The following is a 17,480-nucleotide window of genomic DNA, read 5'->3' on the forward strand; positions in this document are numbered from 1 at the left end:
ACAAGACCCTGCACATCAAGCTCTACGCCTCATGCATCCCGTAGCGCTGGAACGAAGAGCGCTTGGGCAAGCGGTAGTGCGCTCGACCGAGTAACTGGTTGGCAATCGTCGCATTGCGAATCGCAGCTATCCCGAGATCCGGTGAACCAACACCATGCTGGAAGATCTCCGCGTTCTGCACGAAAATACGGCCCGTGCCTTTGTCGCAGCGGCGCGCCGTAAAATCTTCCTGGACGATACAGTCACCATATTCATCGGTTTCAAGCACGGCGCCCTTGAGCCGCTCAAACCACTGCGGCCAGGCATGCCCGTATCCCGTCGCGGCAACAATGGCATCCGCTTCGAGGGTGCTGGTCTGATCCAGTTCGCGGTGCCGGTAGGCAATTCGCAGCGTACCGTCGACATACTCCACGGTCTCGACCTCGCAGTTGGAAAGCAACGTCAGCCCCGTATCACTGCCGCCAATCGAGCGTTCGTAGATCAGGTCGTAGATCTGGGCAATGGTCGAAAAACTGATGCCCTTGTACAGCAACCCCTGCCCCGCAACGATCTCTCGGCGACGCTCTCGTGGAATACTGTGGAAGTACTCCATATAGGATGGCGTAAAGCACTCCTGCCCAAGTTTTGAATACTCCATGGGGTGGAAGCCTGGCGAACGCGTGATCCAGCGAATCGAAGCACCGGCCGCGATCCGCTCGGGGGTCAACTCGTTGAACAATGCCAGCACGCACTCCGCTGCACTCTGGCCGGAGCCAATGACCGTGACCCGCCGGCACTGCGCCAACTGCTCCTGCCTTTTGCCGAACTCCGCCGAATGCATGACCGGCGCCGTGCTCTTGAGCTGGGCCCACTTCGGCAACAGCGGCACGGTGCCGACGCCAATCGCCAGGTCCCGGCTGTAGTAATGGCGTTTGAAGCCGGACACGGACTGGCTTTCAATCAGGAATCGGTCAACGCTCGCGTCATAGCTCACATCACAGATGTCTTCGCCGAAGTGGCAGGCGGGCAACTGCTGCGACGCCCATCGACAGTAATGGTCGTACTCGCGCCGCGGTACCTGAAAGTTCTCGTAGTAATAGAACTGGTAAAGGCGATCGTGTTGATGCAGGTAGTTCAAGTAACTCAGTTGATGCGTGGGGTCCGCCATCGTCACCAGGTCCGCCAGGAAGGGAACCTGAAGCGTCGTGCCTGGCAAGAGAAGCCCTTCATGCCAGCGAAATTCCGCTTTGCGATCGAGGAAAATACCCGTCACGCCAGGGTGTTTAGACAGTAATGCAGCCAACCCGAGGTTAAAGGGCCCAATGCCAACACCGGCAATATCTACAGTGGGTATATCCGTCATCCGATCCATCTCCCTAAGGACTGCTGTTTGGGTAGAAGGGAGTGCGCTCTGTGGCGCCCCACTCCCTCCACATCAATATTTTTCAAACGCTCACGAACCTTCAGCCATGAGCAGCCGTTCGACGTCTTGTGCGTTGCGGCAACGCAGTAATTGCCCGGGTGAAAGCACCACCGAAAAGTCTTCCTGGAACCGCGCCGAAATGGCTTTCAAATGCTGGGGACGCAACCCCAGGCTAATGAAATCCACTGCGTCATTTACCTCGTCTTCCAACGGGTGACCCAGTACGCTCAAGTAGATGTCCAGCACCTTGTTTCTTTGAGTCGGCACGATCCTGGCGGCAGGCTCGGCCGCTTCATTCGCGGGCGCCGTGAGCAGGCTGCGGGCACGCTGGCGATCAGGCTTGCCGTTTTGCGACAGCGGCAACTGATCCACCCTCAAGAACCGCGTGGGTACATGGGAGTGCGGCAGATGTTGGCGGGCATAGTTGCGCAACTCGGTTGCCGTCAGCTCTGCGGCGCCCTGCTGGCCGACATACAGCGCACCAATGCAGACCTCACCTTGACGCTGCTCGCCATAATCGACGACCAGCACGTGCCTGACCGATGGGTGATTGATCAGTTCGATCTCGATATCCGGGAGCGACACCCGCACACCGCGAACTTTCACATAGCCGTTGACCCGACTGTCGAAGATCAAGGTGCCATCGCGACGGTAGCGTCCACAGTCACCGGTGCGGAAAGCACGAACGACTTGGCCCTGTTCATCGCTGACGGTCACGAACTCGCTCTGTGTCAGCTCGCCGTTTTCCAGGTACCCCAGCGCGAGATTGACACCGGCCGTGTGAATTCGACCGACAACGCCTGCCGGGCAATGCTCACCCTGTGAATCAAGGGTGAAGTAACTGTTACCGGGCAAGGGCCTTCCATAGGGGATCAGCGCACGGTCATCGGCAGTGATTTCGTGCCAGATACTCCAGATGGTTGTCTCCGTCGGCCCCCCAAGGGAGATCAACCGCGAAGCCGGCAGCAGCGCGCGCAACTCGGCAATGACGGCAGGCTTGATGTAGTCACCTCCCTGGGCAATCAGGCGCAGGCTCTTCAAGTCATGAGTGGCGCGGCAAGAAAGGAGCATCTCCAGGATGGCGGGCACCGAACACCACAACGTCACCTGATGCCGGGCAATCAACTGGTTCCAGCGCACCGCATCCTTTTCCTCGCCCAGGCCGGGAAGTACCAGCGTCGCCCCCGCTGTCAGGCAGCCCAACACGTCGAAAACCGACATGTCATGGTGAAGCGGGGTTACCGACATGAACACATCGCGCTCGGTAACGGCCCAGTGCTCAAGGGTGCTACCAATGACATTGGCTGTGGCTCGGTTGCTCAGGACCACACATTTGGGCTTGCCGGTGGTGCCCGAGGTATAGAGGTAATAGGCTGGCGCTTCGCTTAGCGACAGGTCATCCAACGTGGGCGAAACCTGGGCTTGCGCTGCCAAAAGCTCATCGGGTGTCGCGAACGGATGCTCGACAGGCTCGCCCTGGGTGATCACCACCAGATCAGGCCGACAGTTTTCCAACAGGAAATGCCTTCGCTCTCCAGGTGCTGAAGCATCGATGGGAACCCAGATCAAGCCCGTCAATGCACAGGCCAACGTCACCATCGTGTGCTCTGGGCTGCGGGGTAGACATATGGCAACGACATCGCGCCGAGAAAGCCCGCGCGCTTTCAACGCAGCGATCACCTGGCATACGCCGTCGCCAAGTTCGGCATAGCTGATTTGCCGGTCGCCGCTGATGAGGGCGATTCTGGCGTTGGTACGATCAAAAATATTGCTCGCGATCCGCCCGAGAAACCCTGTGTGGCACGCATCAGTGACCGGGCTATTCAATCGGTAGTGACGCCTATCGATAATCGCCGGGGCATCAATGGCAAAAATACCGTTTGCCGTGATCTGACTGATCGCCCTTTCGAAAGCACTCAAGATATCGCTGACCACAGCCGGATCAAGTACTTCGCGCGCATAGTCGATGTCGAACACCAAGGCACCTTCGGCGTTGGCCGAGAAGCGAATATCCATCGCCACCTGGGGTGTCTGGGTCAGCCCGCCACACAAGCTCATGGGACTGTCCGCCGGCGAGACCGGCCAGGAAAAACCGTTGGTGATCACCACGGGCAGGACGGGGCCTGGACCGTGGGATTCGAACAGCAACCGGGCAAGGTCCACCCCTGAAAAAGCCAGATGCTGCAACCCTTCCAGCACATCCACTTGCAGCTGGGTAGCCCGCTGCGCAAAGCCATCTGGATCGGAGTTCCAATTGACCGCGATAAAGCTTGAGCGATTGGCAAAGGCACCAGTCGTTTGCGGGGCAACAGGCACCGCGACACACAATCCCCCCTCATCGACCCAGTGGGAAAGCACTTCCAGCACCAGCGCCATCAGGGTGGAGTTCTTGAACAGCCGTTGCCGCGCGCCCAGTTTGCAGAAGGCGCTGAACGCTTCTTTGGGCACCAGCAGGCTCTGTCGCTCATAGCGAGAAGCGCCCACCTGGTCCAGCGGGGTGATCCACGGCAAACGTGGAGCACCGCTCACGGAGGCGAGTTTGGCTTTCCAATAAGCGGCATCCGCCTTGCGTTGGCGGGTGAGGTCTTCTGGCTCAGGCGCAACCTCCGTGAGCGGTTCCTCGCCTACTGCACCGTCAAACAGTTCAACCATGAGGGTTGCGATCGAGCGTCCATCGAGAATCAAGGCATCAAGGCGCACAAAAACGCTCAAATGACCTTCCGGGAGCCGGAAGACCGTGACATTCCAGGGCGAACGATCCAGCTCGAACAGCGCATGCGCATAAGCCTCACGGCGCTCCTCAACGTAGCCAAGCGCTTCTTCTGGCGACAGGCCAGTGAGGTCGACTTCCTGCAGGTTTATCTGCACCTCATCACTGACAAACTGCGCGAGTCTCTTCGCATCGATCCGTGTTCTCAGGCTTTCGTGGCGCTGGACCATCCCGGCCAAACGGCTTCGCAGCAGAGCAGGATCCAAAGCGCCGCGGTACTCGCGAAACTCCTGCATCGCCACGCCGCCCAGCGGCATCTGCGCGCTACGCCCAAGCAGATAAGCCTGCTGAAGAGCGCTCAGTGGCTTCTCGACCAACGTGCGCTGAGAAAACGGTTGATCCAGGACAGCGGAACAGACAGACACCTCACGCACGACCGCCACGAAGCGATCGAACAGGTCCGACACCCAGGCTCGCGGCAGGGCATCAAGACGAATGTCCCAATTGATCAATATGCCGCCGTCGGCGCAGGCAATCTGCGCGTCGAGCGCAACCTGGGGCCCCTGGGAGATCACCCAGTTCATCGGCCCGAAGACACGCCGGACGCGCTCCGAGAGAAGATCGCCGCCCGGCATGTCCAGCGCTGCGGTAAACACCACCGGCGCCAGTTGCGGCGAACCATGATGGCGAGAAAGATCGCGCATCAGGTTCACCCCGGGATAGGCGCAATGTTCGAGTAAATCGACCATCTTTTCCGCCAATTGCGTACAAAGGGCTGCGGGGCTCCGGGCCGACTCGATATCCACATCGAGGATCAGCACGTTGGCAAAATCGCCGACTACCCGCTCGACCTCATCCACCAGCGGCGGGCGCCAGAATGTGGGCACGTTGAGGCGGAATTTCCGGTCCCCTGTCTGCGCCCCGAGAACAGCCGCGAAAAGCCCCATCATCAAGGTCGACAGGGTCATTCTTCGCTCACGGGCCAGACGCTGTAACGCACGACGCTCATCGGGGCCAAGCCATGTGCTTAATCGATGGCTCCGGGCTTGATCCGGCTGGACCTCGAGAAACGGCAATGTGGGCGCAGGGGCGACGTCAGCCAGGCGCTCACGCCACCAAATGCGGTCTCGTTCCCGGGCGACTTTGAGCGAGGTATCGGTACGCGCCTTGTCGTACCAATCGAAGAAAGAAGGCGTGTGTGGAACCGGTCCGTCGGGGTCATCATAAAACCGTGCGAGGTCTTCCATTAACGTGCGGAAACTCGACGGATCGATGGCGATCATGTCCGTATCGACATGCAAGCGGCACTTATCGTCCGCCAGCAGGCTGACCGAGAAACGGGCGCCCGGGCAATGGCCGAGATCAAGCTGCTGATGAGTCCATTCCTCACGCTTGCAGAGCAGATGCCGCGCCACTTCCTGCTCGGTCATCAAGCGCAGGTCTTCGACCTCCAATTGCGGCGACTGGTCCATCGAAGCAATGGATTGCAGCCCTTGTGCATTCAGCCGAACCCGAAGCATTGGATGCAGCAGGCATACCCGTTCAAGCGCCTTGCGAAGCCGTTCCAGCTCAATGGAACGACCATCAAACTCGGCATAAAGATGAGCCGAAACTCTCCCTAAAGACGCATGAGCAGCGCGCCCGATCCAACAGGCGGCTTGCATTGAAGTTAACTCTCTCATGGCTCACTCATGTGGTTGACAAATCTTAATGATTTACGTTCTTATTAAAAACGAAAATGATTATATTTCAAGATTTAATTTTTTGACCCATAGGCCACGGAGGCTTCCCCCAAATGAGAACGGGCACCCTAAGAGCGAGTAACACGGATGAGGTGCAAGCCATTGATGAAAAAGAGAGTTTTTCATTCACCTCCGGCGATCGAGAACTAACCGTCGCCGGGATGCTCCAGCGAATCGAAACACCTGCAATCGGCGGCGATAACGCCAAAGGCCTGTTCCAGAAAACCGTTGTGCAAGCCCTCGACCGGGCGCGCAAGGCCGGCCAGAGCAATCCGATAATCGTCGGCGCCATCCCCTTCGATCCTGCCGAAGCCTCTTGCCTCTACATCCCCGAACACGCCGAGTGGCGAGCACGAAGCGCAACTGTGCGGACAGGCGTCGCAACACTGCCTGAACTGATCGAGCAAAAAAACATACCGGACGAGCAAGGCTTCAAACGCGCGGTAGAGCACGCCATCGTCAACTTCCGCCACAGTGACGTGCGCAAGGCCGTGCTCTCGGTGCAACGCGAGTTGGTATTTGCGCAGGATGTTGACGTGGGCGCCATGCAGAACAATCTGCGAGCCCAGAATCAAAGCGGCTATCACTTCCGTGTACCCATGCCGGACGGCGCTACGCTGATCGGCGTCAGCCCCGAGTTGCTTGTCCACAAGGACGGGCTGAGCTTCGTTTCCAACCCGCTGGCAGGTTCGGCCAAACGCATGGCCGATCCACAAGCGGACCGGCGCAACGCAGAGTGGCTATCAGCCTCGGAAAAGGATCACTACGAGCACCGCCTCGTGACCGAGGACATCGCCACTCAACTGGGGGAGCTGTGCACTCAGTTGAATGTGCCCCAGCGCCCTGCCCTCATCAGCACGCCCGCACTTTGGCATCTCTCCACACGCATCGAAGGCACGCTGGCAGATCCGTCGGTCTCGGCCTTGCAGCTTGCCTGCCGCCTGCATCCAACGCCTGCCGTCTGCGGGTTCCCCACCGAGCGCGCCCGGCGCCTGATCCGCTTCGTCGAACCCTTCGAGCGTGGCCTGTTCACCGGCATGGTTGGCTGGTGCGACGCCCAGGGCAATGGCGAGTGGGTGGTGACCATCCGCTGCGGTACCGTCAAGCGCAACAGGGTCCGCCTGTTCGCCGGCGCTGGCATCGTCGAAGCCTCGAGCCCCGACTCCGAATGGACAGAAGTCCAGACCAAACTCGGCACCATGCTGCGCGCATGCGGTCTGGCCCACTAATACGAACTTTTTCAGTAGTGACAATCATGACTATAGAATTTAATCACTGGCCCCTCGACAGAGCGCAGAGCTATCGGGAAAAAGGCTACTGGATCGACAAACCGCTCACACAAATTCTCCGGGCACGCAGCCAGTCGCAACCTCACGCATCGGCGATTATTTGCGGTGACCGTCGTTTCAGCTATGTCGAGCTGGAGCAACTGTCGTCCAACCTGGCTTCGCGTCTGGCGGCCAGCGGGCTTGGCAAAGGCGACACCGCCTTGGTGCAATTACCCAATATCGCGGAGTTTTACATTGTCTTGTTCGCGCTGCTCAAGGCCGGGATTGCGCCCCTCAACGCGCTCTACAGCCATCGGAAACTGGAACTCAAGAGCTACGCCAAACAAATCACGCCAAAGCTACTGATCGCCTCTCGAGAGCATGAAGTCTTTCGCGACGACAGCTACATCGCAGACCTCAAGGAAGTGGGTTCCAGCCCTGAAATCACCCTGCTGCTGGGCGAACCGCGTCACGAAAACAACCTCGCCGCCTGGATCGAAACCCCAAGTGAGAACCACATGGACTTCTCCCCCAGCGAACCGGGTGAAGTGGCGCTATTCCAATTGTCGGGCGGCAGCACAGGCACCCCCAAACTCATCCCGCGCACCCATAACGACTATCACTACAACGCTCGGGCGAGTGCGCAAGTATGCGAGCTCACACCACAGACGCGCTTTCTGTGCGCCCTGCCTGCGGCGCACAACTTCTTGCTCAGCTCGCCCGGCGCCTTGGGTGTCCTGTATGCCGGCGGCACTATCGTCATGGCTCCCAGCCCGGAGCCGCTGACCTGCTTTTCGATCATTCAGCGCCATGAAGTGAATACCGTGGCCCTGGTTCCAAGTGCGGTCGCCTTGTGGTTGCAGGCCGCGCCGGAGCACAAAGAGCAACTGCAGTCGCTGGAATTCCTCCAGGTCGGCGGCGCCTGTTTCGCCGACTCGCTGGCACGCCAGGTTCCCGGAGTGCTCGGTTGCAAGTTGCAGCAGGTGTTCGGCATGGCCGAGGGCCTGATCAACTACACCCGCCTGGACGACTCCAACGAACAGATCTTCACCACCCAAGGCCGTCCGATCAGCCCGGACGACGAAATCAAAATCGTCGATGAACAAGGCATTCCCGTCCTGGACGGCGAGCCTGGCATGCTCGCCACTCGCGGTCCCTACACGTTCTGCGGGTATTACCGAAGCCCCGAACAGAATGCCCAGGCCTTTGACAATGACGGTTACTACTATTCCGGCGACCTCGTTCAGCTCACACCGACAGGCGATTTGCGGGTCGTCGGCAGGGTCAAGGACCAGATCAACCGCGGCGGTGAAAAAGTGGCCTCGGAGGAAATCGAAAACCTTATCGTCCTCCACCCGGACGTGACCCACGCCGGCCTGGTGGCCATGCCCGACGACGCACTGGGGGAAAAGAGCTGCGCCTTCGTCGTCTCCCGCAACCCCAACCTCAAACCACCCGCCTTGAGACGCCACTTGATGGAGCTCGGCATCGCCGAATACAAACTGCCCGATCGCATCCGGCTCATCGAGACCATGCCGCTGACGGCCGTGGGCAAGATCGACAAAAAGCATCTACGCCAGCTCCTGGCGGCGGAAACCACCCGCGCCTGGTTACAAACCCGCGTACTGCAACTCGTCGAGGACTGTGAAGACCTGGACCCGGAGGAAAACCTGATTTTCTACGGCCTCGATTCCTTGCAAGTGATGAAGCTCGCTGCGGAGCTCAAAGAACGCGGCATCGCTGTCAGCTTCGAAGAGCTGGCGGCCTCGCCCACGCTCGCCAGTTGGTGGTCGCTGGTAGACACGAAGCAAAAAGCCGCCTGACCGGGCGGCCTCTAAAAGGAGTTGGAAATGACTTTATCCACTGCCGACCAAAGCAGGCTTGAGCGCTTCTGGCAGCACTGCGTGACGAATCAGTACTTCAATATCGGGTACCCCGAATCAGCGGACTTCGATTACTCCCAGTTGCATCGCTTCCTGCGTTTTTCGATCAACAACTGCGGGGACTGGAACGAGTACAGCAACTACCTGTTGAACTCATTCGACTTTGAAAAGGACGTCATGACGTACTTCTCCGAGCTGTTCAACATCGCGCTCGAAGACAGCTGGGGCTACGTCACCAACGGGGGTACCGAAGGCAACATGTTTGGCTGCTACCTGGGTCGCGAACTGTTCCCGGACGGCACCCTGTACTACTCCAAAGACACCCATTACTCCGTGGCGAAGATCGTCAAATTGCTGCGGATCAAATGCCGTGCAGTCGAGTCATTGGCCAATGGCGAAATCGACTATGACGACCTGATGGCAAAAATAACCGCCGACCAGGAACGCCACCCCATCATCTTCGCCAACATCGGCACCACCCTGCGCGGAGCGGTCGACAATATCGTCACCATTCAACAGCGCCTGCAGCAGGCGGGCATTGCCCGTCATGACTACTACCTGCACGCAGACGCGGCGCTGAGCGGGATGATCCTGCCCTTCGTCGATCACCCACAGCCCTTCTCGTTCGCCGACGGCATCGACTCGATCTGCGTCTCCGGCCACAAGATGATCGGCTCGCCCATTCCTTGCGGGATCGTCGTGGCCAAACGCAAGAACGTCGCGCGCATCTCGGTGGAAGTGGACTACATCCTGGCCCATGACAAGACCATCAGCGGCTCGCGCAATGGCCATACACCGTTGATGATGTGGGCGGCGCTACGCAGCCACTCGTTCGCTGACTGGCGCCAGCGTATCCACCACAGCCTGGAAAAAGCACAGTATGCGGTGGATCGATTCCAGGCTGCAGGCATTGATGCCTGGCGCAACGAGAACTCCATCACCGTGGTGTTCCCTTGTCCGGCGCAGAGGATTGCGAAGAAATATTGCCTGGCGACGTCTGGCGATACAGCGCACTTGATAACGACACCCCATCATCACGACAACATAATGATCGACGCATTGATCGATGAGGTCATTACCGAGCTTGAGACGGATGCCTGGCGATTTGGGGGGGCGCATGCCAAACAAGGGAGTAATGAGCGACGACCTTCAAACTCCGTCAGGGAGACGTGTCCCCGATTCGACGTCATCTGAAATTGGCTATTTTCATCACTAATTGAGACAAGCACTATGTCGCAACTTAAAACGCCTGAAGCCTGCGAGAGCCTCAATGACATTCGGGCAGGCATCGATTTTTTTGATCGCCAGATCCTTGAGTCCTTGAAGCAACGCCTGGGTTATGTGAAAGCCGCTGTGCAATTCAAAGCCAATGAGCAAGCTATCCCCGCTCCCGAGCGGGTCGCGGCGATGCTCGAAGACCGCCGCGAGTGGGCAGTCGCCGCCGGGTTCGAAGTAGCCTTCGTCGAGAAGCTCTACGAGCACATTATTCATTGGAATATCCAACAGCAGATTCTGCACTGGCAAGTAACTTATCCCGACCGAAATTAGGTTGAACCCCATCGCCTTCGCCATATTTTTACGCTAAAGCCATGATTATTCATGGCTTTTTCGTTTCTACCGCTTAACAAACAATCACCCTCCCCGACCATCAATGACTGAGCATCTCCAACGGGCAACTACGGGTGATCGATTCGACTCGCTCGGCACTCATCTCAAACTCCTTGAACCATTGCCCGCTCATCTCCAACCACGGACGGATGTCTGGCTGGCTGGTCTGGCCCAGGTCCGAGCTGTAGATCACACGGGGTACGTCGCGCAGTACTTTGGAAAAGTCTTCTTTGCTCTGATAACCGAGCAGGTAGGTCAGTGCGGTCTGCTCGATGTACAGCGAAGACAGGCTGCCCAGATCCAGAAGGTCTTGTGCGCTCAGGCCAGTCAGTGGGTTGGCGGGCTGGTTGAGCATCAGGCGTGGCACTTGCAATCGATCGGCTGCTTCCACCAGGCGCAGAACCTCTTCGCGGTTGGCATGCCCGGTGGAGATCACCACCGGGTAATCGCGACTCATGCGCAGCAGGTCCAGCGTGGCGAGGTTCAGCTGACCGCTGCTATCGCTGACGGTCAGAGGTTTTATCGGTCGCTCAGTCAGGATTGAGTGACTGAGTGAGCGGGCCAGCCGACTGGTATGCGAACGGCCGGTCACGGTGGGCAGGTGCACGACAAAACGCAGGTCGACGACACCGTGCTGGCACAGTGAACGTTCGACCACCCGCCAATCAAGGCCACCGGCGATTTCATTGAGCACGATTGAACCGGACACCGGCAGTCCTTGTTCGCGGGCTTCCCAGGCTTGGGCGGCGGTGCAGCCCAGATGATTTTTGAGCACCACCCAACCGCCCAGCGCCTGGTAATGATGACCGGCCTGCAGCGCGCTATGGCGACGCAAATAAGCATCAGGGCCGGCGTGGTAATGAACATCAATAAAGCGTGCGCGGGAGGCCGGGGCGGCGGCGGTCGAAGCACTCATGCATGAGCCTCCAGATCGATTCCCAGGTGTGCTCGCACACTGGCGCGCACTCGCGCAAGGTCATCGAGCAGCGGTCGCATCCCGGCTCCGGGAACGCTGACGGCCAGATGTTGCGCGGAGGTCTTGAAGCTGACATTGGTGGCCCTGACCAACTGCGAGTCCGCGCCGAAGATGCTCAACAGGCGCCCCGGCCAGGCCGCCACTTGAGACTCCACGTTGAGCTCGCTCAACAAACGAAAGCCTTGATCCAGACGTCGTCCGGCCTGTTCGTCGGCGGTCGCCGGCGCATCGGGTTGGCGCACCGGCGGCTTCACATGAGCCGGTAACACCCATTGATCGAGCAGCATCAGCGCCGTGTCGACATCACCGGCGTTGGCCAGCTCGGCCATCGTCCCCAGTCGGCGATCCAGGACTTTGTCGGCCTTGGTCGGTGAAGAGATCAGCAACGCCCGCGCCACTTGCTGGCCCACGGTGGTGGCGAGCAACCCCTGAACCACTGCCCCGCCCAGAGCCGAACCGGCGATCAGGGCAATTGGCCCAAGCGACTCGAGCACCGCAGCCCAGCGCTGGGTGAAGCTGAAAAAATCCTCGTGGTCTTCGGCCAGTAGCGAGAGCGTGTCAAAGATAATGACCCGATAGCCTTTGTCGACCAGCGACTGGGTCAATGGGGCGAAAAACTGTCCCTGGTCCCAGGCAGGCATGACCGGCGACATCACCACGACCAGTTCCGGGCCCAGACCAAACTGCACATGTACGGGGGCATTGCTATTCATATCGATTCCTTTCCAGAAGAATACGCGCAGATCGCGTCAATCAAACAGTTTGCGGGCGCCACGCAGGGCCTGGTCCGCGCCGCGCAAGGTCTGCTCGACGATCGTGGCAGCGGGCAAGACATCGTTGACCAGGTCGGCGACTTCACCCGCCCAGATCGCACGAACTTGCGTGTTGTCTTCGCGCAGCGCCTGGGCGTAATCCTCGCCGACACTGGCCGGGGCCTTCACCAGTTCGTGCTCGAAACCCAGCCAGCGGGCAGTGAAGTCGTTGGCCAGCGCTCGACCGCTGTACTGCTCTGGCCACTCGATACCCCGCACCAGGTCAAACGCACGAGTGCGCACGGTATCGCTGGCGGTGGCCCGGACCAGACGTTGCTTGAGTTTGTTGGACGGCAGCGCCTCTTCACTGGCCAGAAACCGCGTGCCCATCATCACCCCATCGGCGCCCAGCAACAGGGCAGCGGCCAGACCCCGGCCATCGGCAATACCGCCGGCGGCGATCAGTACCACGTCGTCGCCCACCGCATCGCGCACGGCCGGGATCAATGGAAACGATGCCCGCCGCAGGCTGTGCCCGCCGGCTTCGGCGCCTTGCACGATCAGCGCATCGGCACCGGCCTCCAGGGCTGCCAGCGCCTGATCGACGTCATGCACCTGAACGATGGCCAGCGCCCCGCTCTGCTTGATCGGAGCGATGAAAGGCCGGGCATCGCCAAACGACAAGGCGACCACGCTGGGCCGATAAGACAGGGCCAGCTCCAGCAGTTCGAAGCGCTTGGCCACGGTGAACATCACCAGCCCAACGCCCCAGGGTTGCTTGACGTCGTTCATCAGCTCCAGCTCGGTTTTCATCCAGTCCGGATCGCCATAGCTGGCGCCTACCAGACCGAGCCCGCCAGCCCGTGAAACCGCAGCGGCCAGTCGTCCGCCGGAAGCACCGCCCATGGGCGCCAGGACCACCGGGTTGGTGGTTTTAAGCAGTCGAGTCAGCGCAGAGTCGAAATTGCTCACGGTGTATCTCCTTGATGTACCGATAAAAGAATTCGCCGAGCGGCAAACCCGCGACACGCAACGTACGCAGGCCTGCACTTCGCTTAAACGAGCGCCGCGGCCACCGGTGCGTAGGCTGCCGGGATGTAGTCGTTGACCTTGTACAAGTGGAACTCCCAGGTACCGGTCTCTTTCAATCGGTTGTAGCGGCTCAGGAATTGCTCATCGCAAAACAGCGAATCGAAGTCTTCTTTGCTGCTCCATTGCGCCTGGTTGATCACCGTCTTGCCGTCGATGCTTTTGAACAGGCGGCTCCACTGGAACGACGGATAAGCCTGCGCCACATAGCTCACTGCCGAGCGCAGTACATCGAGGGCGGCGTCCTGTTGGCCTTCGAAGACATGTACGACGTTAACCAGAAAAATCGCGTCGCTCTCGTCAGGTGTCGGTGCTTCGAATTCAGTCAGGTTGTTCATGGTTGCCTCCTGGCAAACGCAGGTTAAAAAGTTGTCGCGACTCAGTGAATCAGCGCGCAAGACTGTGCCGGTTTACCGTCCTGCCAGAGCAGGGGTGAAATGCGTTCGGTGACCAGCGAGCGCTCGACCCGGCCGACAATCACCTCATGGGTGGCGTAGGTCAGTCGGGCATCCACGCTGCAAAACAGCGTGGCCTGGGCGTCAGGCAGATACGGCAAATCGTCGAACGCCGCCCAGTCACCCTGTTCGAAACGCGCATGCCCCTTGAGCTGGCCGGCAAATACGCCGACCAGTTGGCTTTGCGCCGCATCGAGCAGGTTCACGCTGAACCGTTGATTGGTCAGCAACGGCTCACACAGACTGGCCGAGCGGTTGATGCAGATCAGCAGCGAGGGCGGATCGGTACACAACGAAGTGACCGCCGTGGCGACCATGCCGCTGCGTGCATTGCCAACGCCGGTGGCGATGATCGAAACCGTGCTGGTCAGACGCCGCATGGCCCGTTTGAAGTCCTCGGCCGGCTCCGGATTTAACGGCTCGTCGGCCAGCGCCAAAGCGCTTCGGGCGCTCATGCCACCGCTCCAATGATCCGTCGGGCGCTGTTATGGGGCTGGCGCAGACCGGCGTCTTCCATGCGTGGCAAGACGTCTTCGAGAAACTCGTCGAGGCCACTTTTGTAGTCGAGCCAGGTCAGACAGATACCGTCGATGCCCAGGTCGCTGTAACGCTGGAATTGCTCGGCGATCATGTCAGCGGTGCCCACCAATGGCACCCCGGCGAAACCGGCCTTGAAGTGGAAGCGGAAGCGCTCGGCGTCTTCGGTGCTGGCGAACATCCCGCTCTGAATGCCGATCTCCGAGGTGACGTTATCCAGTGCGACTTCATCGCCATGCTGATTGGCGTAGTAGTCGAGGTACTTCTCGGCTTCCTCCAGCGTGTCCTTCTGCACGACATAGGAGTAGACCCAGATCTGAATCTCGCGGCCATACTCCAGGCGTGCCAGGTCGCGGTAGGCCTTGATCTGCGCGCGAATGGTGTCGTCGTCATCTTCGTGCTTGAGGATCAGGAACGCCGCGTCGCAATGCTCGGCACAAAACCGGCGACCGCGCTCGGAACCACCGGCATTCATCAGGAACGGCTGGTTGAGCGGTTTGGGTTGGGCGAAACCTTGGGCAATGTTGAAGAAGTCGCCCTTGAAGTCGAAATTGGCCGGCTCGTTCCAGGCCATCCGGGCGACTTTCAGCCACTCATCGGCATGGTCGTAGCGCCGGTCATGTTCCAGCTGCACGCCGCCATTGAACATGCCCATTTCTTTACCATACCAGCCGCAGATCATGTTCAGACCGAAGCGGCCACCGCTGATATGGTCGATGGTCGCGGCCTGCTTGGCCGCGAACAACGGGTGCACAGTCGACAGGTGCGAGGTGGTAAACAGGGCGATCTGTTCGGTCACCGACGCCAGTCCCGCGGCCCAGGTGTAGGTTTCGAAAGACACGCCCATCGGGTCGCTGGCGCCACCCCAGCCGCGCCAGCGCCCTACCGGCAGTAGCAACTCAAGGCCGGCCTTGTCGGCTTTTTTGGCGATTTCCAGGTTGCCGCTCCAGTCGCTGGCGTTTAAGCGCTCCGGGACGGTGGTCAGGGTGCAACCCCCTTCGATATTGAGCGCGAACACCCCCAGCTTGATTTTGTTGGTGCTGCTGCGCATCGGATTGGTTTTTACCAAATGGTTCGAAGTCATCTCTCTTCTCCTTAAGTGAGCGTCATGTGCCGTCTCGCATGACGCTTAGTCACCGCACGCAGGTATCCCGCTCAGGCGGCGCTCGGGTTCTTGGCCTCAGCCGCAAGCCACGGCTGGTCATAGCGGTGCAGACGTCGCGCCTCGGCCAGCGACAGGCCTTGCGCCACCGACTCGATGATGTCGCGCTCGGTCTTTTCCACCGATTGGGCGCGCTTGATGACTTCCAAGGCCTTGTCAATGGGGATCACCAGGCAGCCGCTGGCATCGCCGACAATCAAATCCCCCGGATTGACCGTCACCGCACCGATCTGCACCGGCACCTGGGTGGCCTTGAGTTGCACGCGGTTCTTTCCCGATTGCATAAACCGCCCACGGCTGAACAGCGGGTAACCGAGTCGGGTCACGGTGTCGATGTCGCGGGCAGCACCGTCGATCACCGTGCCGCGGATGTTCCGGCTCAAGGCCACATGGGTGAGGATGTCGCCCCAAACGGTAGCGTCCAGGCGCCCGGCATTGCTGGACACCACCACGGAGCCCGGGGGGACGTCGTCAATGTAGTTGGCGGCGTTCTTGAACCCGTCGTTCTGGTTGACCGGCTCGTAGAGCACGGTGAAGGCAAAGCCTGAGCAACGGGTGCCCGGGACTTGTTGGCCGATACCTTGCAACCCGGCATCAATGCCGAGGCTGTCGAGGGCATCACTCAGCGATGCCGTATCCAGAGCAGCGCATTGCTCCAGCAGGGAGGCGCGTTGTTGCACCGAAAGTGAAAGGTGGCTCATACATGGCTCCTTGCGGGCAAAGCCCCGCCGTTGTCGGTTTGCGGGTTGAGTGGACGAAGGTTGAGCACGCTTCTTTCGATGATGGCCGCGGCGCATTGCCGGGTGGTTGCGTGACCACCGCTGTCGTAGGTCTGGCAGTCATGCTTGACCACCTGCGCCACCGCCTGCTCGATGGCCAGGGCCTGGGCGTGGTAGCCCAGGTGTTCGAGCAGCAATGCCAGAGACAGAAACATCGCGCTGGGGTTGGCCTTGTTCTGGCCGACATGCGCCGGGGCGCTACCGTGTACCGGTTCGAAGTAGGCCCCGGCATCACCGATGTTCGCGCTGGGTGCGAAACCGAGGCCGCCCATGACCCCGGCACCGAGATCGGAAAGGATGTCGCCGAACATGTTCTCCGCGACAATCACGCCAAAGCGCTCCGGACGACGAATCATCCACAAGGCGACGGCGTCCACGTTGTCGATGTTGCAGGCGATGTCCGGGTAGTCCGTGGCAACGCTTTCGAGGATGCCCTTGGCAAACGCGCCGCTGTAACGCAACACGTTCGGCTTGTCCGCCAGGGTCACACGCGGGTAGCCGTGCTTGCGGGCGTAGTCGAAGGCGTAGCGAAACAGTCGGGTCAAACCGGCCCGGGTCTGCAATCGCACCGTCATCGTCGCATCCTCAGGCGAGTCGCGGTGCCAGGGCGCCCCGGCCAGTTCCCGCGCCTTGAGCACCGGTTCGAACTCGGCGGGTATCGCGGCAAAGTCCAGCCCGGCGTAGAGCCCTTCGGTGTTTTCCCGGATCACCGTGAAGCGAAACCGGCCTTCACCCAGGACATCGGTGACTGGCCGCACATTGGCGTACAGACTCAAACGCTGACGCAGCTGAATCACCGGCGAGACGTAAACCCGCGAGGTATTGCGCAAGTGCTCCGGCAGCTCGGCCTCGGCTTCTTGCAATGCCTTGCTGGTGATGGCGCCGAGCAACGTGGCGTCGGCGGCGGCGATTTTTGCCCAGGTCTGCGCCGGCACCGGGTCACCGCCGGTTCGCCAGCACTCCCAGCCGATCTGGCCGAAATCCAGGTCGATGGGCAACGCCAGCGCCTCGAAGATCGGCAGGATAGCCTCGACCACTTCCACGCCGACGCCATCGCCGGGCAGCACACAGACTCGATGACGCGCCGGCTGGCCTGGCAACGTCGATGAATGAAGTG

Annotated in this window: 14 protein-coding genes; 4 read left to right on the forward strand and 10 right to left on the reverse strand. The window is 60.0% G+C overall.

The genetic code is table 11. The features are described 5' to 3' along the window. Nucleotides 1-22 precede the first annotated feature (22 nt). Together basC and NTD87_RS17345 are read right to left on the reverse strand one after the other, a co-directional pair. On the reverse strand, nt 23-1,342 hold the full coding sequence (gene basC / locus NTD87_RS17340) for a putative histamine N-monooxygenase (RefSeq protein ID WP_262115243.1): 1,320 nt from the start codon (nt 1,340-1,342) through the stop codon (nt 23-25). Nucleotides 1,343-1,432: 90 nt separating this feature from the next. Then, entirely contained in the window at nt 1,433-5,776 is a 4,344-nt protein-coding gene (locus tag NTD87_RS17345; RefSeq protein WP_262115244.1) for an amino acid adenylation domain-containing protein, read from the reverse strand. A gap of 131 nt (nt 5,777-5,907) precedes the next feature. Between NTD87_RS17345 and NTD87_RS17350 the strand changes: the two genes are divergently transcribed. The 4 genes from NTD87_RS17350 to NTD87_RS17365 are packed head-to-tail and all read left to right on the forward strand — an operon-like array spanning nt 5,908 to nt 10,553. Continuing rightward, nucleotides 5,908-7,083, forward strand: coding sequence for an isochorismate synthase MenF (locus NTD87_RS17350; protein WP_262115245.1), 1,176 nt, complete (start codon nt 5,908-5,910; stop codon nt 7,081-7,083). Between the two features lie 26 nt (nt 7,084-7,109). Continuing rightward, the gene (locus NTD87_RS17355; RefSeq protein WP_262115247.1) at nt 7,110-8,945 is read left to right on the forward strand and encodes a (2,3-dihydroxybenzoyl)adenylate synthase; all 1,836 of its coding nucleotides are present in this window, start codon (nt 7,110-7,112) and stop codon (nt 8,943-8,945) included. A 27-nt stretch (nt 8,946-8,972) separates the two neighbouring features. Continuing rightward, a complete protein-coding gene (locus NTD87_RS17360) occupies nt 8,973-10,199 on the forward strand; it encodes a histidine decarboxylase (protein ID WP_262115249.1) in 1,227 nt (408 codons plus the stop codon). A 36-nt stretch (nt 10,200-10,235) separates the two neighbouring features. Then, nucleotides 10,236-10,553: an isochorismate lyase gene (locus NTD87_RS17365; RefSeq protein WP_262115250.1), complete on the forward strand. Its 318-nt coding sequence runs from the start codon at nt 10,236-10,238 to the stop codon at nt 10,551-10,553. Between the two features lie 100 nt (nt 10,554-10,653). Here NTD87_RS17365 and NTD87_RS17370 read toward each other — a convergent pair whose 3' ends face one another. The 8 genes from NTD87_RS17370 to NTD87_RS17405 form a co-directional block, all read right to left on the reverse strand. Further along, on the reverse strand, nt 10,654-11,529 hold the full coding sequence (locus NTD87_RS17370; protein ID WP_262115252.1) for a DUF6282 family protein: 876 nt from the start codon (nt 11,527-11,529) through the stop codon (nt 10,654-10,656). After that, complete coding sequence (locus tag NTD87_RS17375) at nt 11,526-12,302, reverse strand: alpha/beta hydrolase (protein ID WP_262115253.1); 777 nt, start codon at nt 12,300-12,302, stop codon at nt 11,526-11,528. Before NTD87_RS17375 ends, NTD87_RS17370 begins: the two co-directional genes overlap by 4 nt. Nucleotides 12,303-12,338: 36 nt before the next feature. Next, nucleotides 12,339-13,313, reverse strand: a complete 975-nt coding sequence (locus NTD87_RS17380; protein WP_262115254.1) for an NAD(P)H-dependent flavin oxidoreductase — start codon at nt 13,311-13,313, stop codon at nt 12,339-12,341. Nucleotides 13,314-13,396: 83 nt separating this feature from the next. Further along, complete coding sequence (locus NTD87_RS17385) at nt 13,397-13,768, reverse strand: antibiotic biosynthesis monooxygenase family protein (protein ID WP_262115255.1); 372 nt, start codon at nt 13,766-13,768, stop codon at nt 13,397-13,399. 41 nt (nt 13,769-13,809) lie between these two features. Beyond that, nucleotides 13,810-14,340, reverse strand: coding sequence for a flavin reductase family protein (locus tag NTD87_RS17390; protein WP_262115256.1), 531 nt, complete (start codon nt 14,338-14,340; stop codon nt 13,810-13,812). Continuing rightward, nucleotides 14,337-15,506, reverse strand: a complete 1,170-nt coding sequence (locus NTD87_RS17395) for an LLM class flavin-dependent oxidoreductase (RefSeq protein ID WP_262115258.1) — start codon at nt 15,504-15,506, stop codon at nt 14,337-14,339. Before NTD87_RS17395 ends, NTD87_RS17390 begins: the two co-directional genes overlap by 4 nt. A gap of 71 nt (nt 15,507-15,577) precedes the next feature. Beyond that, nucleotides 15,578-16,285 carry an RraA family protein gene (locus NTD87_RS17400; protein WP_262115259.1) on the reverse strand — a complete coding sequence of 236 codons (708 nt, stop codon included), beginning with the start codon at nt 16,283-16,285 and terminating at the stop codon, nt 15,578-15,580. Continuing rightward, nucleotides 16,282-17,463, reverse strand: coding sequence for an isocitrate/isopropylmalate dehydrogenase family protein (locus tag NTD87_RS17405; RefSeq protein ID WP_410017497.1), 1,182 nt, complete (start codon nt 17,461-17,463; stop codon nt 16,282-16,284). Before NTD87_RS17405 ends, NTD87_RS17400 begins: the two co-directional genes overlap by 4 nt. Between the last annotated feature and the right edge of the window lie 17 nt (nt 17,464-17,480).

Origin of the sequence: Pseudomonas sp. 6D_7.1_Bac1 (assembly GCF_025465945.1) — a bacterium.
Classification (GTDB): Bacteria; Pseudomonadota; Gammaproteobacteria; order Pseudomonadales; family Pseudomonadaceae; genus Aquipseudomonas.

Excerpts from the sequence above, each read along its gene's own strand:
- basC (WP_262115243.1), bottom strand. The coding sequence starts at position 1,342 with ATGACGGATATACCCACTGTAGATATTGCCGGTGTTGGCATTGGGCCC.
- NTD87_RS17345 (WP_262115244.1), bottom strand. The coding sequence starts at position 5,776 with ATGCAAGCCGCCTGTTGGATCGGGCGCGCTGCTCATGCGTCTTTAGGG.
- NTD87_RS17350 (WP_262115245.1), top strand. The coding sequence starts at position 5,908 with ATGAGAACGGGCACCCTAAGAGCGAGTAACACGGATGAGGTGCAAGCC.
- NTD87_RS17355 (WP_262115247.1), top strand. The coding sequence starts at position 7,110 with ATGACTATAGAATTTAATCACTGGCCCCTCGACAGAGCGCAGAGCTAT.
- NTD87_RS17360 (WP_262115249.1), top strand. The coding sequence starts at position 8,973 with ATGACTTTATCCACTGCCGACCAAAGCAGGCTTGAGCGCTTCTGGCAG.
- NTD87_RS17365 (WP_262115250.1), top strand. The coding sequence starts at position 10,236 with ATGTCGCAACTTAAAACGCCTGAAGCCTGCGAGAGCCTCAATGACATT.
- NTD87_RS17370 (WP_262115252.1), bottom strand. The coding sequence starts at position 11,529 with ATGAGTGCTTCGACCGCCGCCGCCCCGGCCTCCCGCGCACGCTTTATT.
- NTD87_RS17375 (WP_262115253.1), bottom strand. The coding sequence starts at position 12,302 with ATGAATAGCAATGCCCCCGTACATGTGCAGTTTGGTCTGGGCCCGGAA.
- NTD87_RS17385 (WP_262115255.1), bottom strand. The coding sequence starts at position 13,768 with ATGAACAACCTGACTGAATTCGAAGCACCGACACCTGACGAGAGCGAC.
- NTD87_RS17390 (WP_262115256.1), bottom strand. The coding sequence starts at position 14,340 with ATGAGCGCCCGAAGCGCTTTGGCGCTGGCCGACGAGCCGTTAAATCCG.
- NTD87_RS17395 (WP_262115258.1), bottom strand. The coding sequence starts at position 15,506 with ATGACTTCGAACCATTTGGTAAAAACCAATCCGATGCGCAGCAGCACC.
- NTD87_RS17400 (WP_262115259.1), bottom strand. The coding sequence starts at position 16,285 with ATGAGCCACCTTTCACTTTCGGTGCAACAACGCGCCTCCCTGCTGGAG.